27 protein-coding genes are annotated in these 26078 nt (G+C 60.9%); 11 read left to right on the plus strand and 16 right to left on the minus strand.

Translation table 11 applies throughout. The features are described from left to right. Positions 1-299 precede the first annotated feature (299 nt). Positions 300-1082, plus strand: a complete 783-nt coding sequence (locus tag MHY24_RS03130) for a DeoR/GlpR family DNA-binding transcription regulator (RefSeq protein WP_239228321.1) — start codon at positions 300-302, stop codon at positions 1080-1082. Positions 1083-1104: 22 nt separating this feature from the next. Here the strand turns inward: MHY24_RS03130 and ptsP are convergent, their stop codons facing one another. Beyond that, positions 1105-2793 carry a phosphoenolpyruvate--protein phosphotransferase gene (ptsP, locus tag MHY24_RS03135; protein ID WP_239228322.1) on the minus strand — a complete coding sequence of 563 codons (1689 nt, stop codon included), beginning with the start codon at positions 2791-2793 and terminating at the stop codon, positions 1105-1107. A 197-nt stretch (positions 2794-2990) separates the two neighbouring features. Here ptsP and MHY24_RS03140 point away from each other — a divergent pair, with 197 nt between their 5' ends. From MHY24_RS03140 to MHY24_RS03150, 3 genes are read left to right on the plus strand one after another with little or no spacing between them, the layout of a single operon-like run. Next, positions 2991-3956 carry a 1-phosphofructokinase family hexose kinase gene (locus MHY24_RS03140; protein ID WP_239228323.1) on the plus strand — a complete coding sequence of 322 codons (966 nt, stop codon included), beginning with the start codon at positions 2991-2993 and terminating at the stop codon, positions 3954-3956. Between the two features lie 13 nt (positions 3957-3969). Next, entirely contained in the window at positions 3970-6096 is a 2127-nt protein-coding gene (locus tag MHY24_RS03145; protein ID WP_239228324.1) for a fructose-specific PTS transporter subunit EIIC, read from the plus strand. A 54-nt stretch (positions 6097-6150) separates the two neighbouring features. Beyond that, a complete protein-coding gene (locus tag MHY24_RS03150) occupies positions 6151-6420 on the plus strand; it encodes an HPr family phosphocarrier protein (RefSeq protein WP_005325102.1) in 270 nt (89 codons plus the stop codon). Between the two features lie 68 nt (positions 6421-6488). Here the strand turns inward: MHY24_RS03150 and MHY24_RS03155 are convergent, their stop codons facing one another. From MHY24_RS03155 to hflX, 3 genes are all read right to left on the minus strand, one after another. Continuing rightward, positions 6489-7478 (minus strand): HNH endonuclease signature motif containing protein, encoded by a 990-nt coding sequence (locus MHY24_RS03155; RefSeq protein WP_239228325.1) that lies wholly within the window; start codon positions 7476-7478, stop codon positions 6489-6491. 131 nt (positions 7479-7609) lie between these two features. Further along, positions 7610-8890, minus strand: coding sequence for a uracil-xanthine permease family protein (locus MHY24_RS03160; protein ID WP_204608693.1), 1281 nt, complete (start codon positions 8888-8890; stop codon positions 7610-7612). Positions 8891-8933: 43 nt separating this feature from the next. After that, positions 8934-10415, minus strand: coding sequence for a GTPase HflX (gene hflX / locus MHY24_RS03165; protein WP_239228326.1), 1482 nt, complete (start codon positions 10413-10415; stop codon positions 8934-8936). A 75-nt stretch (positions 10416-10490) separates the two neighbouring features. Between hflX and MHY24_RS03170 the strand changes: the two genes are divergently transcribed. Both MHY24_RS03170 and MHY24_RS03175 read left to right on the plus strand, forming a co-directional pair. Beyond that, a complete protein-coding gene (locus tag MHY24_RS03170) occupies positions 10491-11288 on the plus strand; it encodes a hypothetical protein (RefSeq protein ID WP_239228327.1) in 798 nt (265 codons plus the stop codon). A gap of 111 nt (positions 11289-11399) precedes the next feature. Then, positions 11400-11936: a hypothetical protein gene (locus MHY24_RS03175; protein ID WP_239228328.1), complete on the plus strand. Its 537-nt coding sequence runs from the start codon at positions 11400-11402 to the stop codon at positions 11934-11936. Between the two features lie 39 nt (positions 11937-11975). Here MHY24_RS03175 and dapF read toward each other — a convergent pair whose 3' ends face one another. Genes dapF through MHY24_RS03190 form a run of 3 tightly spaced genes read right to left on the minus strand, consistent with a single transcriptional unit; the run spans position 11976 to position 14337 of the window. Continuing rightward, complete coding sequence (gene dapF, locus MHY24_RS03180) at positions 11976-12836, minus strand: diaminopimelate epimerase (RefSeq protein ID WP_239228329.1); 861 nt, start codon at positions 12834-12836, stop codon at positions 11976-11978. 5 nt (positions 12837-12841) lie between these two features. Continuing rightward, entirely contained in the window at positions 12842-13750 is a 909-nt protein-coding gene (miaA, locus tag MHY24_RS03185; RefSeq protein WP_239228330.1) for a tRNA (adenosine(37)-N6)-dimethylallyltransferase MiaA, read from the minus strand. After that, entirely contained in the window at positions 13738-14337 is a 600-nt protein-coding gene (locus MHY24_RS03190) for a hypothetical protein (protein WP_239228331.1), read from the minus strand. The genes miaA and MHY24_RS03190 overlap by 13 nt, the downstream gene beginning before the upstream one ends. A gap of 136 nt (positions 14338-14473) precedes the next feature. Here MHY24_RS03190 and MHY24_RS03195 point away from each other — a divergent pair, with 136 nt between their 5' ends. Next, positions 14474-15778, plus strand: a complete 1305-nt coding sequence (locus tag MHY24_RS03195; RefSeq protein WP_239228332.1) for a DUF349 domain-containing protein — start codon at positions 14474-14476, stop codon at positions 15776-15778. After that, the gene (locus MHY24_RS03200; RefSeq protein WP_239228333.1) at positions 15778-16908 is read left to right on the plus strand and encodes a GNAT family N-acetyltransferase; all 1131 of its coding nucleotides are present in this window, start codon (positions 15778-15780) and stop codon (positions 16906-16908) included. Before MHY24_RS03195 ends, MHY24_RS03200 begins: the two co-directional genes overlap by 1 nt. A gap of 14 nt (positions 16909-16922) precedes the next feature. Here the strand turns inward: MHY24_RS03200 and MHY24_RS03205 are convergent, their stop codons facing one another. The 5 genes from MHY24_RS03205 to MHY24_RS03225 all read right to left on the minus strand — a co-directional run bounded on the left by MHY24_RS03205 (position 16923) and on the right by MHY24_RS03225 (position 21367). Then, positions 16923-17549: a hypothetical protein gene (locus tag MHY24_RS03205; protein WP_239228334.1), complete on the minus strand. Its 627-nt coding sequence runs from the start codon at positions 17547-17549 to the stop codon at positions 16923-16925. 22 nt (positions 17550-17571) lie between these two features. Further along, positions 17572-19134 carry a tRNA (N6-isopentenyl adenosine(37)-C2)-methylthiotransferase MiaB gene (gene miaB / locus MHY24_RS03210; protein ID WP_255712121.1) on the minus strand — a complete coding sequence of 521 codons (1563 nt, stop codon included), beginning with the start codon at positions 19132-19134 and terminating at the stop codon, positions 17572-17574. Between the two features lie 45 nt (positions 19135-19179). After that, positions 19180-19782, minus strand: a complete 603-nt coding sequence (gene recX / locus MHY24_RS03215; protein ID WP_204608672.1) for a recombination regulator RecX — start codon at positions 19780-19782, stop codon at positions 19180-19182. Between the two features lie 50 nt (positions 19783-19832). Next, positions 19833-20969, minus strand: a complete 1137-nt coding sequence (gene recA, locus MHY24_RS03220) for a recombinase RecA (protein ID WP_005328639.1) — start codon at positions 20967-20969, stop codon at positions 19833-19835. 182 nt (positions 20970-21151) lie between these two features. Further along, a complete protein-coding gene (locus MHY24_RS03225; protein WP_005325117.1) occupies positions 21152-21367 on the minus strand; it encodes a DUF3046 domain-containing protein in 216 nt (71 codons plus the stop codon). Positions 21368-21530: 163 nt separating this feature from the next. Here MHY24_RS03225 and MHY24_RS03230 point away from each other — a divergent pair, with 163 nt between their 5' ends. From MHY24_RS03230 to MHY24_RS03240, 3 genes are read left to right on the plus strand one after another with little or no spacing between them, the layout of a single operon-like run. Continuing rightward, positions 21531-22094 carry a biotin transporter BioY gene (locus MHY24_RS03230; protein ID WP_204608668.1) on the plus strand — a complete coding sequence of 188 codons (564 nt, stop codon included), beginning with the start codon at positions 21531-21533 and terminating at the stop codon, positions 22092-22094. Continuing rightward, a complete protein-coding gene (locus MHY24_RS03235) occupies positions 22094-22786 on the plus strand; it encodes an energy-coupling factor ABC transporter ATP-binding protein (RefSeq protein WP_239228335.1) in 693 nt (230 codons plus the stop codon). Before MHY24_RS03230 ends, MHY24_RS03235 begins: the two co-directional genes overlap by 1 nt. An 11-nt stretch (positions 22787-22797) precedes the next feature. After that, positions 22798-23418, plus strand: a complete 621-nt coding sequence (locus tag MHY24_RS03240) for an energy-coupling factor transporter transmembrane protein EcfT (RefSeq protein WP_239228336.1) — start codon at positions 22798-22800, stop codon at positions 23416-23418. Positions 23419-23496: 78 nt separating this feature from the next. Here MHY24_RS03240 and MHY24_RS03245 read toward each other — a convergent pair whose 3' ends face one another. From MHY24_RS03245 to pgsA, 4 genes are all read right to left on the minus strand, one after another. Beyond that, positions 23497-24357, minus strand: coding sequence for a PspA/IM30 family protein (locus MHY24_RS03245; RefSeq protein ID WP_005325125.1), 861 nt, complete (start codon positions 24355-24357; stop codon positions 23497-23499). 184 nt (positions 24358-24541) lie between these two features. Next, positions 24542-24904 carry a helix-turn-helix domain-containing protein gene (locus tag MHY24_RS03250; RefSeq protein WP_204611423.1) on the minus strand — a complete coding sequence of 121 codons (363 nt, stop codon included), beginning with the start codon at positions 24902-24904 and terminating at the stop codon, positions 24542-24544. A gap of 26 nt (positions 24905-24930) precedes the next feature. Further along, a complete protein-coding gene (locus tag MHY24_RS03255; protein ID WP_239228337.1) occupies positions 24931-25428 on the minus strand; it encodes a CinA family protein in 498 nt (165 codons plus the stop codon). Between the two features lie 7 nt (positions 25429-25435). Beyond that, positions 25436-26020, minus strand: coding sequence for a CDP-diacylglycerol--glycerol-3-phosphate 3-phosphatidyltransferase (gene pgsA / locus MHY24_RS03260; RefSeq protein ID WP_204608654.1), 585 nt, complete (start codon positions 26018-26020; stop codon positions 25436-25438). Positions 26021-26078: the final 58 nt, after the last annotated feature.

The following is a 26078-nucleotide window of genomic DNA, read 5'->3' on the forward strand; positions in this document are numbered from 1 at the left end:
ATCTATGTGCACGCCTCTTTGACGCGGCCTGCGTCCCAGCCACCCCCATTTTCGCTCTATTTCGGACCCGGACACCTATAGAGACGAAAATCCCACTTTCCCACTTTGGCCGATAACCAGGTATTTCAGGGTGCTAGATATCGGACGCAGCTGTGCAAATTTTTGCTTCAGTCCGTTTATTCCCGATTTTTGAGACAATGGACTAAGCAAAACAACATCGCCGGATTTTTACTTCCGCAGAACGTGGCAATGTTTACCCCCACCCCATGATGCGATGTCTCTAGATTCAAGGAGGAATCATGTACGCAGAAGAGCGGCGTCGCCAAATTGCTTCTCTCACCGCCGTTGAAGGCCGCGTCAACGTCACTGAGCTCTCAGAGCGCTTCGAAGTCACGGCCGAAACCATTCGCCGCGACCTTGCGGTGCTTGACCGTGAGGGCGTTGTTCATCGCGTGCACGGCGGCGCAGTAGCCTCTCAATCTTTCCAGACCGCGGAGCTCACACTGGATACCCGCCAGCGGTCAGCCTCCGGCGCGAAAGCGGCCATCGCCCGCGCGGCCCTTGACTTTCTCCCCCACGGCGGCGGCAGCATATTCTTGGACGCAGGCACCACTATTAACGCGTTCGCGGAGCTCATTGGACAGCAATACCCGCAGGCGCAGTTCAATATTGTCTCCAATAGCTTGCCCATTGCTTTGTCGCTAGCGGGCAATGGCGTTCCAGACGTCCAGCTACTTGGCGGTACGGTTCGCGCGATTACCCAGGCCGTCGTTGGCGATACCGCACTGCGCACCCTAGCGCTGATGCGTGCCGACGTCGCATTTATCGGTACCAATGCCCTAACCCTGGATCATGGCTTGTCGACGGCCGACTCCCAAGAGGCAGCCATCAAATCCGCTTTCGTCACCAATGCCCACAAGGTTGTGGTCATGTGTGACTCCAGCAAGCTGGGCAATGATTACTTGGTAAGTTTCGCCTCTGCCGCCGATATCGACGTCGTCATCACTGACGCCGCTGCCCCCGATTCTTTCGTGAAAGCGTTGCGCGAGCGCGAAATTGAGGTCGTGCTCGCCAGCGAATAATCCCCCCGATCCTTCGCCTACTTTAGGCGAAGGACTCCATGCGCTTGACCACTGCGGTACGGGCAGCGTCAGGGCTTTCCGCATCCAGCGCCACCTCGGCAAGCTGCTGGCACTGTTCCAGGGTAACCTCTGCCAGCTGCGCGCCGACGCCCGCAACTGCGGTCGACGCTGCGGATAGCGAATTTACGCCCAAGCCGGTAAGCACGCAGGCCAACATCGGGTCGGCTGCCGCCTCACCGCACACGCCTACCGCAACGTTATTGGCCTGGCCCACGATGCAGGTGTGCTGAATGAGCCGCAGCACAGCCGGCTGCCACGGGTCGGTCAGGTAGGCCAGCTGTGGCGACAGGCGGTCCGCAGCCATCGTGTACTGAGTCAGGTCATTAGTGCCGATGGACACGAAATCAAGGTGCGGCATGATTTTATCCGCCATAAGCGCTGCGGCCGGAACCTCAATCATGGCGCCGGCAGTCAGGCCGCGCTCGCGGCACAGGCTAGCAAACCACTGGGCCTCGGTAGAGGTGGCAACCATAGGAGCCATCACCCAGGTAGATGCTTTGTCATCGCGAGCCGCAGCCGCCTGCGCAATCGCATCCAGCTGGCGGGTCAGCAGAGCCTCATTATCGCGTGCAATACGCAGCCCACGAACACCCAATGCTGGGTTTTCCTCGGAGCTTAGCGTGGCATAAGAGATAGGTTTATCGGATCCGGCATCCAGCGTACGCACGACAACCTTTGATTCAGGAAAGGCATTAAAAACCTTGCCGTAAATCTTTGCCTGCTCGTCAACGCTGGGCTCTTCACTGGCCGAGAGGAACGATAGTTCCGTGCGGTACAGGCCAATACCCTCTGCCTGTGAATCCGAAGCAATGCGGGCGGCGTTGCCATCAGCGACATTGGCAAGCAACTGCACGCGGTGGCCGTCCTTGGTTTCAGCCGGGCCGCGCCACTGGGCAACGCGTGCCGCACGCTCGCGATACTCAGCCACGGCCTTTGTGGAAGCCTCTTCGTCGGCCCCAAGGGTGACGGCGCCCACTGCACCATCGACGAATACCAGCGTGCCGCTTTCAATATCGCTCAGCGCGGCGCCCACAGCAACGATGCATGGAATATCCAACTGACGGGCGATGATGGCCGTATGGCTGGTAGGTCCACCAAGTTCGGTAACAAGGGCTTTGATGTGCTTGGTATCCAGCGTCGCGGTATCGGCCGGGGCCAAGTCATCCGCGAACAAAACGGCCTCGCCGTCGACGAGTGGCAGGCCCGGCTCGTCCTCGCCGCGCAGCTCTGCAATAACGCGGTCTCGCACGTCCTTCAAGTCAGTAGTGCGCTCGGCCATCACTCCGCCGGCGGCTTCGAACATGGTGACAAACTTATCGGTGGCGCCGACAGTAGCGAATTCCGCATCCCGGCCGGTGCGGATATTCTTGCGCACCGCCTTATGCCAACCACGGTCCTTGACCATGCCGGCCGTTGCGGTCAGAACTTCCGCAGCCTGGCCCTCCGCGGCAGCAGCCCGCTGCTCCAAGCGGCCAGCGACAGTATCTACGGCCGCAAGGAAGCGGTCGTACTCAGAATCGCTCGCTTGCTCTGGGTCAATGCTTCCCTCGGTAGGCAAGGCCGGGCGAGGGCGGACCCACACGGCTTCGGCGTAGGCGACTCCGGCAACGACACCGGTTCCTTTGATTGTGGACTCAGACGCGTTTTCCATGAGCGTACTTCCTTCGAAGATAGCGGTTTATTAACCTCCAGAACACCACAAATCGGATAGAAAAGCAATGTATACCACAGAAATTCTGTTGACTTTCGGACACAATCGGACAAGAATCAACATTGAGGGCGGGCCACGCCCGCGAGGTTCTCTCCAACGGCGTTCGGCCCCAATATACAACCTGCGAAAGGGACAACTTGATTCTCACGCTGACCCCTAATCCCAGTATCGACGCCACCCTTGTGCTCAGCGAGCCATTGACCTCCGGTGATGTCCACCGTGCCAGCGAGGTCACACAGGTTGCTGGCGGCAAGGGTGTAAACGTCACCCATGCCGTGCACTTGGCTGGCGAGCACTCCTTGGCTCTTTTCCCGGCCCACGACTCCGATTCTTTCCTAAATCTCATCCACTCGGCCGGGCTGCCTTCCTCTGCAATCCCCATGGACGGCGCAGTTCGCGTCAATACCACCATCACAGAGCCTGATGGCACCACCACCAAGGTCAACGGTCCAGGCCCTGCGCTTTCCGACGCCGACTCCCGCGCCATTACCTCCGAACTCACCGCCCGCGCCCTTGCCTCCGACTGGGTGGTTCTAGCCGGCTCCCTGCCGCGTGGCGTCAACACCGATTGGTATTGCGACCTCATCTCCGCAGTCCGCGCGGCCGCACCACAGGCTCGCATTGCCGTCGATACGTCCGATGCCCCAATGCAGGCCATTGGCGAAAACCTCAATTCTGCTGCGCCGGATCTCATTAAGCCGAACGGACTAGAGCTCGGCCAGCTCACCGGAACCGACGGCCGTGAATTGGAAGACCAGGCCGCACGCGGCGAGTACGCGGGGGTTGTGCGGGCGGCCCGGGACGTCGTCAAGCAGGGCATCGCAGAAGTACTCGTCACCCTTGGCGGTGCCGGCGCGGTGCTGGTTACCGCGGACGGCGCTTGGGCTGCAACTCCCCCGCCAGCAACGGTGAAATCCACTGTAGGCGCCGGTGACGCCGCGCTCGCTGGATATCTCCTCGGCCGTACCGCCGGTAAGTCGCCGGCCGATAGCCTGGCGCAGTCGGTGGCCTACGGAACTGCGGCTGCATCCAAACAAGGCACCCAATTCCCTCGCCCAGAAGAACTCGATATCGCCCATACCACCCTAAACTCGCTAGCCTAAGGAGTGCCTAATCATGGCTTCCGACCTCATCACTACCGACCTAGTCGCGCTCGACGCCGACTTCGGCGACAGCGTTGACTCCGTAATTACCAACCTGGCCACGCTGGTCCATGACACCGGCCGAGCCACCGACATCGCCGGCTTGGCACAGCCCGCCATCGACCGCGAGGCCAAGGCCGGTACCGGCGTCCCTGGCGGAGTCGCCATCCCGCACTGCCGCTCCGAGGCAGTGACCGAACCCACCCTCGCATTCGCCCGCCTGAGCCGCGGCGTGGATTTCTCCGGCCCCGACGGCGACGCCCAGCTAGTCTTCCTCATCGCTGCTCCGGCCGGCGGTGGCAAAGCCCACTTGAAGATTTTGTCCAAGTTGGCCCGCGCTCTAGTACGCAAGGACTTCCTCGAGTCCCTGCGCAACGCCCCCACCAAGGAAGAAATCGTCCGGCTTGTGCTGGACGTAGTCAACGCCGAAAAGCCGAAGAAGAAGCCAGCCGAGGAATCGGCCGCCCAGGGCGCTGCTGCCAGCACTGCCGCAACCGGTGCCGCTGCCGCCGGCACCGCCGGCTCCTCCGCCACCGCGTCCTCGGCCGCAACCCCTACCAACGCAGAACCTTCGGCCGATGTCACCCGCATCGTGGCCATCACCGCCTGCCCCACCGGCATCGCCCACACCTACATGGCGGCCGACGCCCTCACCCAAACCGCGGCCGAGCGTGACGACGTATCTCTGACCGTTGAGACACAGGGCTCGTCTAATAATGAGTCTGTCTCCCAATCCACGATCGACGCGGCCGATGCGGTCATCTTCGCCACGGACGTCGGCGTGCGCGACCGCGAACGCTTCGCCGGCAAGCCGGTGATCGAATCCGGCGTCAAGCGCGCCATCAACGAGCCCGGCACCATGCTCGACGAGGCCGTCGCTGCCGCTCACAACCCGAACGCCCACAAGGTCTCTGGCACCGCTACCCGCGCCGATGCGGAAGAAGAAGGTAAGTCGCTCGGTTGGGGCAAGCGCATCCAACAGGCAATTATGACCGGCGTGTCCTATATGGTCCCGTTCGTCGCGGCCGGCGGCCTGCTGCTCGCCCTCGGCTTCCTTTTCGGCGGTGCCGATATGGCCAACGGCTGGCAGGCACTATCGACGGACTTTTCGCTCGGCAACCTCCCCGGCCACGACGTGACCATTGACGGCGAACTCATGCACTTCGAGCGCTCCGGCCTGCTGCTCTACCTTGGCGCAGTTCTCTTCGCTATAGGCCAAGCAGCAATGGGCTTTATCGTCGCCGCGCTGTCGGGCTACATCGCCTACGCGCTCGCCGGCCGTCCGGGCATCGCCCCAGGCTTCGCGGGCGGCGCGATCGCGGTCACCTTGGGCGCTGGCTTCATCGGTGGTCTGGTTACCGGTCTGCTGGCAGGCTTCATCGCGATGTGGATTGGCAACTGGAAGGTACCGCGCTGGCTAGGCTCCCTCATGCCGGTTGTCATTATCCCGCTGCTGACCTCGTTGGTTGTCGGTCTTGCCATGTACCTGGCACTCGGCGTACCGCTGGCAAACCTCATGGAGGGCCTGCAAAATTGGCTGTCGTCCATGTCCGGCTCTTCGGCCGTATTGCTGGGCATCATTCTTGGCCTGATGATGTGCTTCGACTTGGGCGGCCCAGTCAATAAGGCGGCCTACCTTTTCGCGACGGCCGGGCTGTCTACCGGCGACGAATCCTCCATGCAGATCATGGCCGCCGTCATGGCGTCCGGCATGGTCGCACCAATTGCGCTGTCGCTGGCTACGTTTATCCGCAAGTCGCTGTTTACCCCGGCCGAGCAGGAGAACGGCAAGTCTGCCTGGCTGCTGGGTCTGTCCTTCGTCTCGGAGGGCGCCATCCCGTTTGCGGCGGCCGACCCGTTCCGCGTCATCCCTTCGATGATGGCCGGTGGCGCGGTGACGGGCGCGATTTCGATGGCCTTGTCGGTCGGTTCCCGTGCCCCGCACGGCGGCGTGTTCGTCTTCTTCGCCATCGACCCGTTCTGGGGCTACCTCGTGGCCATTGCGGCCGGCGTGGTTGTTTCGACGGCGGCGGTGCTGGCGATGAAGCAGTTCTGGCCTAACAGGGCCGCCGAAGAAGCCGCCCAGAACGTGGCAGCATAAACCAAACACTCGTACACTGGATTCTAAAAATCCCCGTAAGAAAGGATATTTTCGATGGCTTCCAAGACTGTAAAGGTTGGCTCCTCTGTAGGCCTGCACGCACGTCCTGCATCTATTATCGCGGACGCTGCCGGCGAGTTCGATGAGGATATCTTCCTCAACCTGGTCGGCGACGATGATGAGGATGAGACCGATGCGGCCTCTTCCCTGATGATTATGGCTCTTGGTGCAGAACAGGGCGATGAGGTTACCGTCACCTCCGAAAACGAAGAAGCAGTGGAAAAGATTGCTGCTCTCATCGAGAAGGACCTGGACGCTTCCTAAGTCCTAAAACAGTTCCACTTTAGGCTCCCCGCCCTTGCGGTGGGGAGCTTTTCGCTTGCCGACGCCACCTATCCCCACGGTGGCACCCACGTCACCTGCCCGCGCACGCGGGCTAGCCGGCCACGGCGCGGCGGGGCGTTGGGGTCATCGTCATTGACGCCATTGTGATAGGAACAGCAGGTCGCAAGGTTCGCAGCGTTGGGCTCGCCGCCATGCTTCCACGCTTTGAGGTGGTGAATCTGGCACTTGTCGGCGGGGTAGTTACAGCTCTCCCACGGGCATACCGGGTTGACCGCAGCCGCCATGAGCCGCTGCTTGTCGTTGGCTACGCGCGAGGTGCGGTAGAGGTTGACCGGCCCCTCGTGGGGATGGACGAGCGTAACATAGCCGTGGTCGCTCAGTGTCCGCGCGACAAGCTCCGCTCCGGTGATTCGAGCGCCATTGGTGAGTTGGAGGGTGATTTCCTCGCCCTCTCCGTCTACTACGCGGTCGAGCTCGTCGAGTGTGAGAACCACCTGCGTCGTCACCGTCGCCCGCGTCGCATCCGCCTTGCCAAAGAAGAGGTCTTTGGCAGATTCCAGGGGCTTATTGGCATCCAATGCAGCGTGCATATCCGCCACATCGGCCGAATCCCCGGTGATGGTCAGTGACCATGGGCCGCCGGAGCGGCGGGTAATGCGCACTCCCTTTTCGGGCGCGCGGCGCGGTCGCAGCTCGCGTACCAAAGCGCGGGCACGCTTTTCCAGGGCGGTGGCGCTGCCGCGAAAGGCACACAGTTCGGAGCGCAGGGTCCAGGCATCGCGCTGCGTCGGCAAGCGCAAGGCGTATTTTTCAATCAGCAGTAGCACGTCAAGGGAATGCCTAGTCTGCCGCGCCGCTCGCTGTTTGGCAGCAAAGCCGCACCGGCCGAAATAGGTATCGCATAGACGCAACAGGTCGCGCGCGGCGATGTCGGAGGCGCCCCGCGCGATGAGCTCGCGATCGCTAAGCCCTTGAACGGCGGCGACAATGTCCATGCCGGCGTTCACTGCGTTTAGGTATGCGTCCAATGCGGTCATGCCGCTAAGTTAAATAGACCCCGCACCCCTTCGCGAGCCGCATATCGGTTCGCTGTGGATAACCCGCGTTGGCCCGTCAACAACACTGCCCGCCGCGGGCGCGCGACGGGCAGTTATCCACAGGTGGAAAATTAATACTTGGCGCCGTGACCCTCGCCGACGGAATCGTAAAGCTTCTTCATAATCGGATAGGCCACGATGATGCCTACCGAGCCCCACGCAATGCCCTCGAGGGAAACCCCACCCACGGTGAGGGTCAGGTTGCCAATGCCCGCGATAAGCGCCACCGCGGCCGCGGTCAGGTTAACCGGGTTATTGAAATTAACCTTATTATCCATCCAGATGCGCACACCCAGCATGCCGATGAGTCCATACAGCACGATGCAGGCGCCGCCCAGAACGCCGGTCGGGATGGTGAAAATCAGCGCACCAAACTTCGGCACGAAGGCCAAAAGGATGGCGGTAAAGGCTGCTACCCAATAGGCGGCGGTGGAATATACACGGGTTGCGGCCATCACGCCGATATTTTCGGCGTAGGTCGTGGTACCGGAGCCGCCAAAGCCACCGGCAAGGGTGGACGCGAGGCCATCGGCGATCAGCGCGTCACCGGCCAGGTCATCGAGATCGCGCTTTGTCATCTCGGAGACGGCTTTGACGTGGCCGACGTTTTCCGCGATAAGCACCACCAGCACGGGAAGCGCCACGGCAATGGCGGAGACGTTGAAAGAAGGCGCATGGAATTCCGGCAGGCCCACCCACGGGGCGGCATCGATGGCCGCCACGGCGTCATCGCCGAGGTTGCCGGTCAGCGCGGCGAAAATCCAGCCGACGACCACACCGAGCAGGATGGACAGGCGCGAGACCATACCGCGGCCGGCGACGGTGGCCAGCAGGATGACGAGTAGCGTCACCGCGGCGACGAGCGGCTGGGAGGCGAAGTTCTCGGCCGCATTCGGCGCCAGGTTCAGGCCAATGAGGGCCACGATCGCACCGGTGACGGCCGGCGGCATGACGGCATCGAGCACGCGGCGGCCGGCGATTTTGACTGCCACACCCACCGCGGCCAAGACGAGGCCGGTGACCAAAATGGAGCCCGCTTGCGCGGCGATACCGTACTGCTGCGAAGCCGACAGCGGCGCGATAAACGCAAAGGAAGAGCCGAGGTAAGACGGCAACCGGTTGCGGGTGATAAGCAGGAACAAAATGGTTCCGAGGCCGGAAAAGAGCAGCGTCGTATTGACGGGGAATCCGGTCAGGGTAGGAACCAACAGCGTGGCACCGAACATGGCTACCACGTGCTGCATGCCGATGCCGATGGTACGGCCCCAACTAAGTCGTTCTTCCGGCGCTACGACCGCGCCCGGTGCAATCTTTTTACCGTCTCCGTGGACAGTCCAACCTTTTAAGCTCACGAGCCTTAATTATGGATCACCGGAGCCGGTTTTAAGAAACTTCCTACACGATGAATTCGGCGAGTTCGCGGGCGGTGGGGGCGGGAAGGCGGACGTCGACAAGCGTGCCATCGGCCGTATATTCCTCGTGGCGCACCGTGCCCTCGGCGTGTACGCGCGCCACAATATCGCCGCGGGTGAAAGGAACCTGCAGTTTAACGTGGCTATCGCGGGAGTTGAGGAAAAGCTCTACGCGCGCAGTAAGCTCGTCAATTCCCTCGCCCGTGCGCGCGGATACGTAGACGACGTCCTCGTGGTCGAGTACGTGACGCAACTCGGCGAGCACTAGCGGGTCGGCCTGGTCGATCTTATTGATCACAATAATTTCGGGCGGTGCTTGCTCGCCTGTTGCAGAGACGATGTCATAAATTACCTGGTTTACCGCCTCGATCTGCTTGAGCGGGAATGGGTCAGAGCCGTCGACCACGTGCAACATAATATCGGCGGCCAGCACCTCTTCCAGGGTGGATTTGAACGCCTCGACTAGCTGTGTGGGCAGGTGGCGGACAAAGCCGACGGTGTCGGTGAAGACGACCTGGCGGCCGTCGGCAAGCGTGGCACGGCGAGTCGTGGGGTCCAACGTGGCAAAGAGTGCGTCCTCCACCAGCACGCCGGCGCCGGTCATGGCGTTAATGAGCGAGGACTTTCCGGCGTTGGTGTAGCCGGCAATGGCTATCTGCGCGATGGTTGAGCGCTGGCGCTTGGAACGCTTGACCTCACGGGCGGTCTTCATAGCGCGCAGCTCCTTGCGCAGCCGGGCCATCTCCGTGCGGATGCGGCGGCGGTCCGTCTCAATCTTGGTCTCACCGGGACCACGCAGGCCAACGCCGCCGTTGGAGCCGGCGCGGCCGCCCGCCTGTCGCGAAAGGTTGCCGCCCCAACCACGGGTATGGGTATAGAGATATTCCAGCTGCGCCAAGGAGACCTGCGCCTTGCCCTCTTTGGACTTGGCGTGCTGGGCAAAGATGTCAAGGATGAGCATCGTGCGGTCAATGACCTTGGTGTTAAGCGCGCGCTCGAGAGCGGTGAGCTGGCCGGGGTTGAGCTCGCCATCGCACACCACGGTATCGGCGCCGGTGGCCTCGACGATGTCGCGCAATTCCTTGACCTTGCCGGAGCCAATGAAGGTGCCGGAATCAGGCTTATCGCGCTTTTGGTAGATCATCTCTACTACTTCGGCGCCGGCGGTCTCGGTCAGCGCCGCGAGCTCATCCATGGTGGCTTCGACTTCGGCCACGGTGCCTTCGGTCCACACGCCAACCAGGATGACGCGCTCGAGGCGCAGCTTACGGTACTCCACCTCGTAGCCATCGGTGGTGTCTTCGGCGCGGATGGTGGTCTCACGGGTAACGCGACGGAAGGCGTTACGCTCTGCCAGGTCAAGGTCACCTGTGGTGGGTGTTGCGTCTGGCACGGCCGGGGCGTCGTTATCGCGGAACGCGCGGGCGAGGAGATCGTCGTTATTGTGCTGGGAAAATTCGGTCATACTACCTTTCATTTTGGCATGTTGCGGCCGAAAGCGGGAATTGCGGATTCTTAGCTGGCTGCACAAGGCGATACAATGGCGGGCATGAACGATAAGGACACTGGGGTGAAGCAGAATACCGAGATGCAGGCCATCGGCCTCAATTTCGAGCGCTGGCAGGATGCCGTCGAGGCCGCCATCGCTAGCGATCGCTTGGCCGTTACCGGTGAGGTACGCGGTGGCCAGCTGATCCAGTTCACCGATCCATCGGGCGCGCAACTCAATATTCTCGCGGTGGAGCCTTTTGCTACCTACATTGGCTTCGATGCCGTGACGCAGGGATTCGCCCACGTGGAAATGGTCAACGATGTTCTTGCCCTGCTGGAAATTATCGATCCTTTCGGCACCACCATCGCCCAGGCCACCGCGAACCTGGCGCAGGGGCCTTTGCTTGCCGACGAACCCTTGCAGCAATGGCAGCAAATCTCCCTCACCGCCATGGGCCTCGATGTCCGCACCTACGAGTCTGCCGATGCCTATGAGGCGGCCGAGGGCGAATTCCCGGCGCTCTTTGAGTCCGCGGGCGCGAAGGTTATTTCCTCCGGTTCTGGCGCGGAGGTTCCTTCCCCGGCCGCTACCTTTGCGGCCCGCGTCATGGAATCCGAGTGGCGTACCAATGAGCTAACCGGTGAGAAATTCGCCCACCTCGTCATGGATGGTCTCTTCCCCTTCGATCTCTGCCTGCCTGCGGGTAGCGACGAGTTGCCTGCCAAGGACACCATCGTGGCCGGCACCGCCCTGCTGACGGCTTCTATTGAAATGCCTAGCGGTGGCTGCGGCGACGGCGCTGGCTGCGGTTGTGGCTCTGGTGGCTGCGGCTGCGGCGGCCACTAAGAGCTGACGCAAAGGTCTGGTGAAATAGCTGTGTGGATGCCCTTCCCTGAAAATGCGAGAAACCGGCGTGTGCTGGTTCTCGCGCTGATCCTGGTGGGATCAGTGGCGGTTGTGGCAACCCTAAAACTTCCCGGGGTTTTCATCGCGGCACTACTTATCGCGGCGGCACTGCTTATGCTCCACACCCGGCCGGACGCCTCGGAGCAGGCGGCGCTGCGCAGCTCTATTCGGCTCTCGGCCGAAGATATTGAGGACGTCTTGGCGGAGTACGAAGACTTCCGGTCCTCCGAGGCGGCCGAGAAGATCGCGGACCGCACGCTCTACCGGCCGGCGCTTTTAGATCTGGATTGCTCCGACCCCACCATCGAAGCATTCCATTATGAGATCTCGGGCGCTCGGCGATTCCTGCGCCGGTTGAACCTGCGCGTCAACGCGGAAGAGGTCAGCACCAACGAGCTGGAGTCCTTGCTCAAGGTGACCGATGAACGAGCCCGCGAGCTCAAGGAAACCTGGCTATCGGCCCGCCGCGCCGCCTTTGCGCTCGGGCCGAAGTATGAAAAGAACGAAGTAAAAAATCGCGCCTTGCGCCGCCAAGCCCTCGAAGAGCAAGCGTTCGAGGAAGAGGAAGGCGAAGGGCGCAGCGCCTAAGCGCTCACCGCGCACCGCGCGCGTCGGGCCCGACGCGGTCTAAAGGGAGGTCTCGCCGGTGGCGACGATGGCGGACGGGCCGGTCAGGCGCGAGCCACCCTCGTAGATGTCCACTGTCACTTCGCCGCCGGGGACGTGTACGTGCACGGTGCCGTGAGGGGTGGTGGTGTGGTCAACGGCGGCGTCGGCAAGCGCGGCGGTCGCGGCCGCCACGGTGCCGGTGCCGCAAGAGCGGGTCTCTCCTACCCCGCGCTCAAAGACGCGCATATGCACGTGGCCATCGCGCAGCGGGGTCACGACCTCAACATTCACGCCGGCGGGGAAGAAAGACTCATCAATGACGGGCTGCTCGAAAGTCTTGGCTGCAAGGCCCTCGGCGTCCAGCCCCGGCACCACGGCCGCGAGGTGCGGGTTGCCCATGTCGACGCCTAGACCGGCATAACTCTCCCCGGCCATAGACGCGGTGGATACACCCGTTACTTCGGCCGGTCCCATATCCACGGTGACCTCAGCCGCATGCTCATCATACGAGTGCACCGTCACGCGCTTGGCGCCGGCGCGGGTGCCGATGGTGAACTCGTCTTCTTCGACGAGGCCGCGCGAGCGCAGCCAGTGGGCGAAAACGCGGGTGCCATTGCCGCACATTTCGGCCACGGAACCGTCGGCATTGCGATAATCCATAAACCAGTCAGTGGGTGCGATGCCCTCGGCCAGCGACTCGATTTCCCCGGCCGCGAGCAAGGCCTCGGCGCGCACGACGCGCAGGAATCCATCACCGCCGATTCCGGCGCGGCGATCGCACAGCGCCGCTACGCGCTCGGGGGCAAGCGGCGTGGCGGCCGCGTGGTCTTCGACGATGACAAAGTCGTTCTCAGTTCCATGACCCTTGGCAAATTTCATGCTCCCTACCCTAGCGCGCGCAGCGCCTGGGAGGTCGTATCGCCCGCGGCATCCAGCCACACGATCCGCTTATCGCGGTTGAACCAGGAACGTTGGCGGCGCACGTAGCGCCGTGTCCCGGTAATTGTGCGCTCGACGGCCTCATTCCACGTAAGTTTGCCGCGCTGGGCTTGGAATACCTGCGCATAGCCTATGGCACGCCCGGCCGTGGAATCGGCCACCAAGCCCTGGGCTTGGAGGCGCTCGACTTCCTCGATGAGCCCGCGCTCAAACATCTGGCGGGTACGTAGCTCGATGCGCGGGTTAAGCCAATCTGCGGTGGTGCGCAGGCCGAGCAAACGGGTACCCCACCGCGGCGGGGCGTCCTTCGGCGGTTGGCTGGCTTTATAGGGCTTGCCGGTCAACTCAATGACCTCCAGGGCGCGCACGGTGCGCCGTGGGTCCTTATCTTCAATGATGGCGGCCGCGGCCGGATCCACCTGCGCCAGCTCCTCGTGCAGGGCATCGGTCCCGATTTCTACGCGCCGGGCCTCATACTTGGCGCGGACGGCGGGGTCGGTGGGTGGGAACTGCCAGTCGTCGACAAGCGCCTGGGCATAAAGCATGGAGCCGCCGACCAAGATTGGCGTCTTGCCGCGGGCCATGATGCCTTCCACGTCCGCGATGGCATCGCGCTGGTAGCGCGCCACAGAGGCGGTTTCGGCCACGTCCCACACATCGAGCTGGTGGTGCGGGATTCCTTCGCGCTCGGCAGGGGTGAGCTTGGCGGTGCCAATGTCCATGCCGCGGTAGAGCTGCATGGAATCGACGTTGACCACCTCGCCGTCTAGCTCCTGCGCCAGCGCCAACCCCAGCGCAGATTTGCCGGAGGCGGTGGGTCCAAACACTGCAATGGGGCGCATTAGACCTCCCATCCTGCAACGTAGCGGCCGACGCCCAAGGTGGCGTCGGTGGCCAGCAATTGCGCCTTCTTTGGCTGTAGTCCTGCTAACTCCTCCCACAGTGCGGGCTCAACCACACCGCGCTGGGACAGCCACTCGCCTGCCTTGCTTGCCGACGCCCCCATGAGCACCTCCTCGCACCACTCGTGCGCTTCCTGGGCACCGGGAACGAGCGCCAAGGGGGCGCGCTCGGTCAAGCCCGCGCTGCCATCTGCCACGACGATGGTCAGCGCCGCCGGATCCGGCTGGCCGATGTGCTCCCGGCTAGCGCGGGCGTTAAGCTGCGGCACGCTGTGCAGCACGTACCGGGCCATAATCTCGGGTAGATAATTGCCGCCGCCTAGGTTCGTGGCTGCACCCCACGCCTTTAAGCTGCCGGTGTGGGCGGTGTACCAGCGCTTGTCCTGGCTGCCGACGATATCTACCTGCGTTATGCCGGCGGCCGCAGCTTCCACCGCAAGGGTGCGGGCAGCGGCAAGCAGTGCGCGGGAGGCGGCGTCATTGGAGGAAAGCTCCACGGCCAGCGCGGGTGAGGCTGGCATTACCATGAGATTGAACATTATTCCTCCATACTATCTACCCAAGTGGAGGTAATTAAATAGAATCTGGGCACGCGCGGAATATTCGCGGTAATGTATCCAGTGATTTTATTCGGCAGCCGTGACGCGCGGCGATCTATGCATAGGAGGGCTTGTCATGTCTCCCATCCCTACCCCAGGTTCCATGCCCAAGAAGGGCCCTCGTCCCACCGCAAAGCCTGTTCCCGTCCAGGCACCCAGCAAGAATGACCCGGCCAAGTGGGGCCGGGTCGACGCGGATGGTTCCGTCTTCGTTTCCGCTCCGGAGGGCGAACGCAAGATTGGCGAATGGCAGGCCGGCACCCCCGAGGAGGGCCTACAGCACTACGGCGCGCGCTACGACGATCTCTCCACCGAAATTGAACTGCTCGAGGCGCGCCTGCGCGCCAACCCCAGCGAGGCCGCTGGCATCAAGAAGACCGCAGCGCAACTGCGCGACACCCTGCCTACCGCTGCGGTGATCGGTGATATCGCGGCCCTTGACCGCCGCCTTGTTGCCGTCATTGAGCACTCGGTAGAAGCCGGCGAGCAGGCGCAGGCTGATAAGGAGCGCCGCCGCGAGGAAGCTATTGCTGCCAAGGAAAAGCTGGCAGCTGAGGCAGAAGAAATTGCCGAAAACTCCACCGAATGGAAGGCCGCCGGCGACCGCATCCGCGCCATCCTAGAAGAGTGGAAGCAAATTAAGGGCATTGATCGCAAGACCGACGATGCCCTATGGAAGCGCTACTCCCGCGCCCGCGATTCCTTCAACCGCCGTCGCGGCTCCCATTTTGCCGAGCTGGACCGCGCCCGTGCGGTTGCCCGCAAGAAGAAGGAAGAACTCGTCGAGCGTGCCGAGGCCATCCAGGATTCCACCGAGTGGGGACCCACCGCCCGCGCCTACCGCGATTTGATGACCGAGTGGAAGGCCGCAGGCCGCGCCCCGCGCGACGTGGACGATAAGCTTTGGGCCCGCTTCCGCGCCGCCCAGGACAAGTTCTTCAATGCCCGCAATGCCGTCAATAACGAGCGCGACCGCGAGTTTGCAGAAAATGCCAAGGCCAAGGACGCCTTGATTGCGGAATACGACGGCCAGATCGACCCGTCCAAGGGAATCGAGGGTGCGAAGGCTAAGCTGCGCGAGCTGCAGGAAAAGTGGGAAGAGATTGGCTTCGTTCCCCGCAAGCAGGTGCGCGAGTACGAGTCCAAGATTGAGGCGCTGGAGCAGCGCGTCGCTGACGCGGAAAAGTCCGAGTGGCGCCGTACCGACCCAGAAGCGCAAGCACGCGTGGCGCAGTTCCAGGCTAAGGTCGATGAGTTTAACTCCCAGGCCGAGGCAGCTGAGGCCAAGGGCAATGAGAAAAAGGCCGCTGATCTGCGCGCCCAGGCCGAGCAGTGGCAGGCTTTTGCCGACGCCGCCGCTAACGCCGTTAACGATAAGTAGTGCACCTCGTCCACATTGCGCGGCCACCGCGGCCGCCGCACTCGCCTAGCACTGACGCCCGGCCCGCCGAACCTGCGGACTGCATTCGCAGCTTCGTCTTTTGGGCCAACTTGGCGGCCCAAGAGGCCAGCGGCGACGCCGCGGCATCGACGTCGCCGGGCCGCGTGGTCCAGCGTCTGCAGGGTTCTAGCGAATCACAGACCCATCTCTTTGCCGTAGTGGACGGCGACTCCACCCTTGGTGAGGTTTCTGAGCTGGGACTGCCGCTCATCCCCTCGGTGGAGCCGAGCCCGGAGCTGGATTACCTCGGGTTCATCCACATCAGCCTGCCGCTGTTGGAAGAGCGCGAGGCAGCAGAGATTGAATGCGTGCTATGCGATTTGCCCCTTCCTGGCGAACAGCTCGATGAGGAAGGGCGCAAGGTTGCCGAGTGGATGGGTACGAAGGCGCTGGAGCTGGCCCGGCAGCTCGGCCGCACCGTAGCGCACGTGGGATTATTGCACCCGCCGGGCGCGGATCCAGACTACGACGCTATGGGCAGCATCTACCGCGAGTTGGGATTTACGCAAAGGCATGCGGAGCACCAGCTGGTGATGGACATCCCCGAAAGCCCGGTCGCAGCACTGCTCCCAGCGGGAATCACGGCCCGAGTCTGGCCGGATTACGACATCCCTGAGGACTACCTCGACGAGGTCATGCGGCTGCTTAGCCTAGCGTCCAAGGACGCGGAGACCGGGGATCTGACGGTGGAGCCCATCGTGTGGACGCGTGCTCGATTGCGCGAAGCGCACAGCCGGCTGCGCTCTCGTCGCGGGCACACGCTTCTTGTCGCACTCACCGGTGAGGAGGGAAAAATCCTCGCGCTGGCGGAAATGGCTCGGCACGAGGACGCGAATCCTGAAGTATGCGAGTGGACTCTGACTGTGACCGATCGCCCGCACCGCCGCCGTGGACTTGCGCAGCTAGCGAAGCTCACAGCGCTGCATGAGGTGGCGCACTATTGGCCGCGGGTACGGCGCTGCTATTGTTCCGTTGCCGCCAAGGACGCTGCAATGAATGCCATTTACCGCAGCCTGGGTGCCCGGGAACTTTCCCGCTCTTCCGCGTGGGAGTTGCGGCTGCAGGATTAGCGGCGGTAGGCCTACTACTCGCCGCGTTGGGCGCGGTGGCGTTCGGCGGCTTGCTTGCGGCGATTGTCCGCCAGTGGCTCCCGCTGCGGTGCCGCGTCAATCCTGGATTGAAATTCGCCCACCTCATCGAGCTGTCCGGCGGTGGCGCGCACGCGGGCTTCGGCGGCCTTCTGCTCTGGGCTGCGGCGCAGCGCCACCGTGCTATAGGCCAGAAATGCTAGGAAGGTAGCTAGCATTCCTACCCACATTCCCAGCGACGCCCCGTCGGCGGTAGAGCCACGAAACCAGAAGCCCCATAGGTTGGCAAAGAAGGACACCGTCACCAGCATCCATGCAATCAGCCCAGGAGTGGCGCGGCGGGTGAACAGCGTCACCGGAGTAAGAATGCCCAACCCAATGAGCGCGAGCCACGCGGAGACGGTTTCCATGATGGAAATCCTCACGCCACTTGACGTGGTGCCAAAGGTCAATGCCTCCCAACCATGGGCCGGACCGGCGTAGGGCAAAATCAGGTAGAGGATATACGCCACCACTGCAATGCACAGCGTGACCTTGTGACCGCCGAGGTCCATTGTTTGAGCTGCTCTCCGCTCAGCGTTAGCTGCATTGTGGGCTGCGGTGGTCGAATGTTCCTCAGTCATGGCTCCCTAGCCTACTCCCCTGCTAGCAACCGCAGGAATCGCCGGAATCGGCGGCCGCGGGCTTGCCAATCGACGGCAATCCCAGACCGACGCCGATGGGTGCGGTGGTAGGCGTTTCCCCGGCAGCGGACATGTCGCCGGCCTTGGTGCGGGTGTGGGAGGTCACGGCGGCGTCGGCAAGCAAGAAGAAGGAGCCCGCACCGGTGACCTGGGTATGCACCACATCGCCCGGGCGAATCTCCGCCGAAATATCCGTGCCGTCAGAGTCAACCGGGGTGAAATGCACTAGGCGGCCATCGCGGGCGCGGCCGGTCATGCGGTGGGTTTCATCGTTCTTGCGGCCGCCTTCGGCCTGCACCAAAAGCTCCACATCCGTGCCGATGAGCTTCTTGTTTTCCTCGGCCTGGATGCTATCTTGCAGGGCAACGAGACGCTCGAAACGATCCTGGACGATCTCCTTGGGAATCTGGTCCTCCATTTCCGCAGCCGGGGTTCCCGGACGCGGCGAATACTGGAAGGTAAAGGCCGAGGCAAAGCGAGCGCGGCGCACAAGCTCCATGGTGTCTTGGAAGTCTTCCTCGGTCTCGCCTGGGAAGCCCACGATGATATCGGTCGTGATTGCGGCGTGCGGAATCTTGTCCCGTACCTCGTCCAAAATCCGCAGGAACTTCTTAGTACGGTAGGAACGGCGCATATCCTTAAGGACCTTGTCGGAGCCAGACTGCAGCGGCATATGCAACTGCGGGCATACGGCAGGGGTCTCGGCCATGGCGTCGATGACGTCCGAAGTAAACTCCGCTGGGTGCGGGGAGGTAAAGCGCAGGCGTTCAAGGCCTTCGATCTTGCCTACCTCACGCAAAAGCTTAGAAAAGGCGAAACGGTCGCGTGGCATGTTGGGATCGGCGAAATTGACGCCATAGGCATTGACGTTTTGCCCCAGCAGGGTGACCTCGGATACGCCCTGGTCCACCAAGGCTTTGACCTCGGCCAAGATATCGCCGGGCCGGCGATCCTCTTCCTTGCCGCGCAAGGAAGGAACAATGCAGAAGGTGCAGGTGTTATTGCAGCCTACAGAAACAGAAACCCAGCCGGCATAGGCAGACTCACGCTTGGCTGGCAAGACAGACGGAAAAGCCTCGAGGGAATCAACGATTTCTACCTGGGCTTCATCGTTGTGTCGGGCGCGCTCCAGCAGCGTCGGCAGGGCCGCCATATTGTGAGTGCCAAAGACAGCGTCAACCCACGGGGCATTATCTAGGACGGTGTCCTTGTCTTTCTGCGCCAAGCAACCACCCACGGCAATTTGCATGCCGGGATGATTTTCCTTTGTCTTCTTCAAGGCACCCAAGGTGCCGTAGAGCCGCTTATCGGCATTTTCGCGCACGGCGCAGGTATTGAAGACGATGAGATCTGGCTCCACGCCTTCGCCAGCGGCCGCGTAGCCGGCTTCCTCCAAGAGGCCAGAGATGCGCTCGGAATCGTGCACATTCATCTGGCAGCCGAAAGTTCGGACTTCATAAGTACGGTTATCTGCGATTGTCTGCTCCACGTCGGCATAGTTTAGCCATGAAGCTAGGCATCTCATAACTGCCGGACTTAGTAATTCCGGTGCTGCCCTGCCTTGGCCGTATCAGTCCTCTGCGCGCAGCTCCACGCACCGCGCGTCAAGCGCTGCGATTGCGATCTGTAGCGACATTCCTTCATGGAAGCCGCGGCGTGCCAGCACACCTACGATGCGGCGTAGGGCCTTGTCGCGCTCCTTGCGATCCTCTGGTACGGATTTAATGGAGCGAGCCTTCTTTTCCGCAAGGGCCTGCGCCATGGCTTGTTCATCGGCAGGGTCAATTTGCTCGAGGGCCTCAGCACGGTCGGCCTCGCTCACGCCCTTTTCCCGCAATTCCCTGTTGAGAACCGAGCTGGACTTGCCGCGCCGCTTATGTCGTTGGCGCACCCATTCATGCGCAAAAGCGGCGTCGTTCACCAGCCCCGCGTGGGCCAAATCATCCAGCACGTCCTCAACGACATCTGGCTCAAACTCGGCCTTTACTAGACGGTCATAGAGCTCTTTCCGGGACCTAGAACGCTGATCCAAAAGACCCAGCGCCCGAGAGCGGACCTTGGCCTTGGCTTCTTCTGCCTCTCGATCAAAAAGCCCACCCCCAGCTGCTCCATTCTCATAGGCCTCGAGGGCCTGACGGAGTTGGGCGAGCTTTTCGGGGGCGGGCTGATTCATGATGCAGATTCAAATGGTACGTGGAGCGTGTGGGGACGGGCTAGACGATTTTAGTCGTCATCAAAATCGACGTTTGGAACGAGATCAACGGACTCATCGGTCAATGGGTCATCGGCACCAGGAACGTCCATCGCGGCACCCTCCTCGCCTTCGGCCGCGGCCTCGCCGATACCGAGCTTCTGGAAAATCTTCTGCTCGATTTCATTGGCCAGATCCGGGTTATCCTTCAGGAAATTACGCGCCTTCTCCTTACCCTGGCCCAACTGGTCGCCTTCGTAGGTAAACCAGGAGCCGGACTTGCGGATGAAGCCGTTTTCGACGCCAAGGTCAATGATGGAGGACTCGCGAGAGATGCCTTCGCCATACATGATGTCGAACTCGGCAATCTTAAATGGTGGCGAGACCTTGTTCTTTACTACCTTGAGCTTGGTGCGGTTACCGATGGCATCTTGGCCGTCTTTCAAGGTCTGAATGCGGCGGATATCGCAGCGCACGGAAGAGTAGAACTTGAGCGCCTTACCACCGGTGGTGGTCTCTGGCGAGCCGAACATCACGCCAATCTTTTCGCGCAGCTGGTTAATGAAGATAGCGGTGGTACCGGAGTTGTACAGGGCACCGGTCATCTTGCGCAGCGCCTGGGACATCAGGCGGGCCTGGAGGCCGACGTGGCTATCGCCCATCTCACCTTCAATTTCCGCCTTCGGGGTAAGGGCGGCTACGGAGTCAACGACGATGATGTCAATTGCGCCGGAGCGTACCAGCATATCGGCAATCTCCAAGGCCTGTTCGCCGGTATCTGGCTGGGAAACCAAGAGGTTATCGGTATCCACGCCAAGCAGGCGAGCATACTGCGGGTCGAGCGCGTGCTCGGCGTCAATAAACGCGGCAATGCCGCCATCCTTTTGCGCGGATGCAATAGCGTGCAGCGCAACAGTGGTCTTACCAGAAGACTCCGGGCCATAAATCTCTACGATGCGCCCGCGCGGGAAACCGCCAATACCCAGAGCGACATCGATTGCGGTATTACCGGAAGAAATGGCCTTAATCGGTGGGCGGTTGTCATCGCCCAAGCGCATCACAGCGCCTTTGCCGTAGTCCTTCTCAATCATGGCCATTGCGGCATCAAGGGCCTTTTGGCGGTCATCTCCCTTAGAGGCGGCAGAAGAAGACTTCTTTTTAGTTGCCATTAACTTTCATCCTTATCTTTAACGACGATGTACTAACGCATTATTAGACTGCCGTGGAACTCAAACGGTTCCCTCCGTCAACGCCATCCCACTGTAGACGACTGCATCGACACTTCCGCCATCTTACATACATCTGTTCGAATTTTGAAAGTAAACACGCCAGTCCGCCGAATTCGACCGCGCTATAAAGTTGGGTAATCGACTCCCAACCTGCGCTCCTTCGGGACATCAAAGTCATCGCACAGGCTCAGCCAGACGCGACGCGGATCGACGCCGCGTTCGATAAGCTCATCGGGTGTCGCCCCGAGGTCAGGCAAGACATGGGAGTGGCTAATCCACTTTCCCTTAGACTCGCCAAATTCGTCCACAATGAGCTGGTGATACTCGGTCAATCGCATGCGCGCTATCCTACTCAGCGCTTAAGCACGGGCGCCAGCGGTCCAGAAAGCGTCGATTAGGAGCCCGCCGCAATAGCCCTGCCTCACAATTATCAGCCTCGGATGAACACCGTTCAAAACCCTCAATTGTCTGCAGTTTTCATGCAGTGCTAACCTCTTGAGCATGAAAAAGAACTCTCTGGCAACCACCATTGCCTATGTTGCCGTGTTTACCGCTCTCGTCATCGTCCTTGCCTTCGTGTCCATCCCCATCGGTTCGGCCGGCGTGCCCATCGTGCTGCAAAACGCAGCGCTCATCCTCGCCGGCCTAATTTTGGGCAGCAAGCGCGGCGGATACGTGGGACTCCTCTTTTTGTTCCTGGGCCTCGCCCTCCCAGTTCTGGCAGGTGGCGGTACCACGCTCCGCGCACTGGCAGGCCCAACCGCGGGCTACATCATCGGCTATGTTCTCTCGCCTGCGGTTGCAGGTGCAATTGCCTACCGCTCCCCTAAGAACAAGGGCGGCATGGCCGTCGTACTTGCCGTTGCCGCAATTGTCGGCCTTGCCGTCCAATACATCTGCGGCGCCTTTGGTCTCATGATCCGCTCCGGCTTGGACATTGGTCCAGCCTTCGCCGCCCAATTGCCCTTCATCCCTGTCGATGCCGGAAAGCTTGTAGTTGCCGTCATCATCGCTCTCGGCGTTCACGCGGCCTTCCCTGATCTGATGGGACGAAAGGCTGCCTAGTGCCCACGATCGACTTTTCCTCGGTCACGGTGGCCTTTGATGACACCGTGGTGCTCGAGGACATCAACCTCACCCTCACCGAACAACGCATTGGCATCATCGGCCAAAACGGCGGCGGAAAATCCACCTTAACCAGGCTCATTAATGGGTTGGGCGAGCCTAGTGAAGGTACGGTGACGGTGGACCAGATGGACGTCGCCAAGCAGGGCAAAAAGGTGCGCGAAAAGGTGGGGTTTGTCTTTTCGGATGCCGAAAACCAGATTGTCATGCCCAATGTGCGCGATGACGTCGCCTTTTCGCTCCGCCGCTTTAAGCTGCCCAAACACGAGCGCCTCGCCCGCGTGGATGCTGCCCTCGAGCGCTTCGGACTCGCCGAATTTGCTGAGCGCTCACCGCACACGCTGTCTGGCGGACAAAAGCAACTACTCGCGCTAGCAGCGGTCATGGTCATCGACCCGATTCTCATCATCGCTGATGAGCCCACTACCCTGCTGGATCTGCGCAACCGCGATCGAATCAAAAGAGAATTCGCGCGATTGGAACAGCAACTAATTGTGGTGACGCACGATCTAGACTTTCTAAGCGATTTTGATCGGGTCATTTGCATCGATGACCACCACATCGCCGCGGATGGCCGGCCTGCGGAGGTCATAGATTTTTACCAAGACCTCATGGCCCAGCGGCCGCTGTAGGGAGAATTCTCATGCAACGACGCACGAATCTCCCACTTTCCGTCTATGTTGATGGCACCAGCTTTGTTCACCGCATCAAGCCTAGTTGGAAGATCGCATTCCTCTTAGTCTTTATCCTGGTCACCAGCATCTTTTTCAAGTCTATTCCGTGGGCAGCAGGCGGCGTCATTTTGGTCGTCTTTCTCTATGCTTGCGCCCGGATTCCACTGCGCATTGCGTGGAGTCAGATCTGGCCGCCTCTCTTTTTCTTAGTCCCCTTGGCAGGCTTTCAATGGTGGGCAAAGGACTTCGACTATGCGGCGGTGATGTTCCTCAATGTCTTCGCCGCTATGATGGCTGCCTTCTTGCTCACGCTGACCTCCACGGTAGATGAAATCATGGAATCGCTGGAAGAATCGCTGCAGCCCCTAAAGCGACTGGGAATACCGGTAGAAAACATCAGCTTGGCTATGTCACTGACTATTCGGCTCATCCCGTTGATGTTTGAAACCGTCTATGAAGTCCTAGATGCCCGCAAAGCGCGCGGTGCCGGGATGTCCCCGCTCGCATTTGGAACCCCCGTTATTATTCGCTCCATCCGGCGAGCGCGCGCGATGGGTGAAGCGTTGCAGGCCCGCGGCGTCGGCGACTAGCAGCAAAAGTTATCGCCTCCCTTGCACCACCACATGATGGCCGAGGGAGGCGATAGCTATTTAAAAGACAGTCGGGGTTTACTCCCCGCGCAGCTCACGCAGCCGGGCCTGCACAGCATCGTTATTGGCACTGCCTGGCTGAGCAGCGTTGTCGGCAGCAGAGCCAGACGCTTTATTGCCCTCAATAGCCTGAGCCTTATTGCCTTCCACGGACTTAGAAGAGTTCATTTCGCTGCGAATCTGCTCCAAGCGGGAATGACCGGCCATCTGAATACCAGCTTGTTGTACCTCGGCCATGCGGTTTTCCACGGAGTTCTCAGCAAGCTCAGCCTGGCCGAGTGCCTTGGAGTAACGGCGCTCAATCTTATCGCGCACAGCATCCAGAGACGGCGTATTGCCATTGGCGGTCAGCTCGTTCATGGAGTTCAAAGACTCAGAGACCTTTTCCTGCATCTTTGCCTGCTCCAGCTGGGAAAGCAGCTTGGAGCGCTCATTGACCTTTTCGCGCAGCGCGGCGTTATTACGCTGAACCGCATTCTTGGCCTTTTCTGCCTGCTGCAGTGCCTGGTCGTGCAGCTTCTTGGTATCCTCCACGGACTCCTCAGCCGTAACCAGCTGGGCGGCGAAGGCCTCAGCCGCGTTCTCGTACTCCACGGCCTTATTCTCATCGCCCTTAGCACGGGCCTGATCAGCCAATTCCAGAGCCTGGCGAGCATTGCCCTGCAGCTTTTCTACCTCTGCCAAACGGCGGTTAAGCTGCATTTCCAGCTGACGCTGGTTACCAATCACGGCGGCCGCCTGCTGAGACAGCTCCTGGTGCTGGCGCTGAGCATCTTCAATAGCCTGCTCGATCTGCACCTTCGGATCGGCGTTTTCCTCGATCTTATTATCGAAGAGTGCCATCAGGTACTTCCAGCCCTTAACAAATGGGTTCGCCATGGTGTGCTTCAACCTTTCTAGGTTAAAAAATGTGCGTAATGTTCTGCTGTTTATACTAGCGAAGCGCTGTTTCCGCCGCTTGTACTCCCCGCGGTCGCGGGCGCTTGCCGACGTCCCCCTTAACCACCACAGCCGACCTTCCTCGCAAGAGAGTAGGCCGGCTGTTGACATAGACCGCTGTGGGCTAAAGCTCTGATGCGGCAGGTGCCGTATGAGCAAGCTCCTCATCCATGGAGGGCAGAGTCATGTAACCGGCGGCTTCAATCAGTACATCAGAGACCGAGCAATCCAACGCGTGGCACACCGACGCAAGAAGCTCAGAGGAGACCTCCTTGCGGCCGCGTTCAAGCTCCGAAAGGTAACCCGGCGACACGCGGGCCACCCCGGCCAATTCGCGCAGGGTCACTCCCTTGTCCGCGCGGAAGGCGCGCAGCGTCAACCCAAGAGCCTCACGCAATAGCGGCTCAGGGGTACGAGCAGTGGCGGGCGCCGCTGGTGCAACAGCGCCGTTTACCGGGTGTTCGAGGACTGCAGTAGAAGTGTTCATCACTATAGTCAACGCTCCTTGTCTCGTTATTGTTCCCGCAGTGCCGGATTTTCTTCCAAAGTTGCGCGCAGTAGACGCAAGGCGGCTTCGACCGTGGCCTCTCTGACTTCGTTTCGCTCTTTCCCCAACCCGGAAAGCTGCTGCGAAAAAATGACTCCGCTAGGAGAATAAATTCCGATATAGACCGTGCCGGCCGCCTTGCCTTCTTGTAGGTCTGGTCCTGCCACTCCGGTAAGGCCTATCCCCCAGTCCGCACCGGTTTCTGCCACCGCCGCGCGGGCCATTGCAAGGGCGGTCTGCCCAGAAACCACACCGACCGCTTCGATATCGGCTACCGGCTGGTGCAAAAAGTGGGACTTCACCTCGGTGGCATATGTTACAAGCCCTCCGCGCAACACAGCCGAAGCTCCAGGGACAGAAGCCACCGTGGCACTGGCCAACCCAGCAGTAAGTGACTCACAAAAGGACAAAGTTTCGCCGCGCTCGGTGAGTTCAGATACGAGGCGGGCCGCCATGGAGCTCATGAACTACCTAGCTATTCTGCTTCTTGCCGTCGATGAGGTACTGAACGCCGGTAACCACGGTCACCACTGCGGCCAAAAGCATCACTAGGAAGGTAGGTACGTCCATCCACTCCGGCAAGGGCCACAGGTACAGCCCCACTGCTAGGGATTGCAATACAGTCTTCAGCTTGCCGCCCTTCGAAGCAGGAACGACCTTGCCGCGGCGCAACAAAACCATACGCCAGATGGTGATTCCAAACTCTCGAATGAGAATGACCACGGTAATCCACACTGGCAGTACCCCAATGATGTTGAGGCATACCAGTGCGGTAGTCATAAGCGCTTTATCCGCGATGGGATCAGCAATCTTGCCAAAATTGGTGATAAGGCCACGGGCACGTGCGATGTCCCCGTCGAGCTTATCTGTGAGCATTAGGGCCGCAAATAGGCCAAAAGCCCACCATTCATGGCCGGCAATAACTAGCCATGCGAAAACCGGAATGAAAAGAATGCGCAGGCTGGTGAGAATATTTGGCAGGTTCCAATTGGATACCTGTGGATTCACATCCGAGGATTGCGCTGACTGTGTTCCGGGTTGATTCACGTTATACATACTACCTGTTAGCACCAAGCACCTGCGCTTGGATGCCCCTGCATTTTAAAATGCGAAG

This window comes from Corynebacterium sp. ACRPQ (genome assembly GCF_022347225.1).
Classification (GTDB): domain Bacteria; phylum Actinomycetota; class Actinomycetes; order Mycobacteriales; family Mycobacteriaceae; genus Corynebacterium; species Corynebacterium tuberculostearicum_D.

Excerpts from the sequence above, each read along its gene's own strand:
- MHY24_RS03230 (WP_204608668.1), top strand. The coding sequence starts at position 21,531 with ATGAAAAAGAACTCTCTGGCAACCACCATTGCCTATGTTGCCGTGTTT.
- miaA (WP_239228330.1), bottom strand. The coding sequence starts at position 13,750 with ATGGGAGGTCTAATGCGCCCCATTGCAGTGTTTGGACCCACCGCCTCC.
- MHY24_RS03170 (WP_239228327.1), top strand. The coding sequence starts at position 10,491 with ATGGCGGGCATGAACGATAAGGACACTGGGGTGAAGCAGAATACCGAG.
- dapF (WP_239228329.1), bottom strand. The coding sequence starts at position 12,836 with ATGAAATTTGCCAAGGGTCATGGAACTGAGAACGACTTTGTCATCGTC.
- ptsP (WP_239228322.1), bottom strand. The coding sequence starts at position 2,793 with ATGGAAAACGCGTCTGAGTCCACAATCAAAGGAACCGGTGTCGTTGCC.
- MHY24_RS03245 (WP_005325125.1), bottom strand. The coding sequence starts at position 24,357 with ATGGCGAACCCATTTGTTAAGGGCTGGAAGTACCTGATGGCACTCTTC.
- MHY24_RS03130 (WP_239228321.1), top strand. The coding sequence starts at position 300 with ATGTACGCAGAAGAGCGGCGTCGCCAAATTGCTTCTCTCACCGCCGTT.
- hflX (WP_239228326.1), bottom strand. The coding sequence starts at position 10,415 with ATGACCGAATTTTCCCAGCACAATAACGACGATCTCCTCGCCCGCGCG.
- recX (WP_204608672.1), bottom strand. The coding sequence starts at position 19,782 with ATGAATCAGCCCGCCCCCGAAAAGCTCGCCCAACTCCGTCAGGCCCTC.
- MHY24_RS03240 (WP_239228336.1), top strand. The coding sequence starts at position 22,798 with ATGCAACGACGCACGAATCTCCCACTTTCCGTCTATGTTGATGGCACC.
- MHY24_RS03150 (WP_005325102.1), top strand. The coding sequence starts at position 6,151 with ATGGCTTCCAAGACTGTAAAGGTTGGCTCCTCTGTAGGCCTGCACGCA.
- MHY24_RS03145 (WP_239228324.1), top strand. The coding sequence starts at position 3,970 with ATGGCTTCCGACCTCATCACTACCGACCTAGTCGCGCTCGACGCCGAC.
- recA (WP_005328639.1), bottom strand. The coding sequence starts at position 20,969 with ATGGCAACTAAAAAGAAGTCTTCTTCTGCCGCCTCTAAGGGAGATGAC.
- MHY24_RS03195 (WP_239228332.1), top strand. The coding sequence starts at position 14,474 with ATGTCTCCCATCCCTACCCCAGGTTCCATGCCCAAGAAGGGCCCTCGT.
- MHY24_RS03190 (WP_239228331.1), bottom strand. The coding sequence starts at position 14,337 with ATGTTCAATCTCATGGTAATGCCAGCCTCACCCGCGCTGGCCGTGGAG.
- pgsA (WP_204608654.1), bottom strand. The coding sequence starts at position 26,020 with ATGTATAACGTGAATCAACCCGGAACACAGTCAGCGCAATCCTCGGAT.
- MHY24_RS03255 (WP_239228337.1), bottom strand. The coding sequence starts at position 25,428 with ATGAGCTCCATGGCGGCCCGCCTCGTATCTGAACTCACCGAGCGCGGC.
- MHY24_RS03155 (WP_239228325.1), bottom strand. The coding sequence starts at position 7,478 with ATGACCGCATTGGACGCATACCTAAACGCAGTGAACGCCGGCATGGAC.
- MHY24_RS03205 (WP_239228334.1), bottom strand. The coding sequence starts at position 17,549 with ATGACTGAGGAACATTCGACCACCGCAGCCCACAATGCAGCTAACGCT.
- MHY24_RS03225 (WP_005325117.1), bottom strand. The coding sequence starts at position 21,367 with ATGCGATTGACCGAGTATCACCAGCTCATTGTGGACGAATTTGGCGAG.
- miaB (WP_255712121.1), bottom strand. The coding sequence starts at position 19,134 with ATGAGATGCCTAGCTTCATGGCTAAACTATGCCGACGTGGAGCAGACA.
- MHY24_RS03250 (WP_204611423.1), bottom strand. The coding sequence starts at position 24,904 with ATGAACACTTCTACTGCAGTCCTCGAACACCCGGTAAACGGCGCTGTT.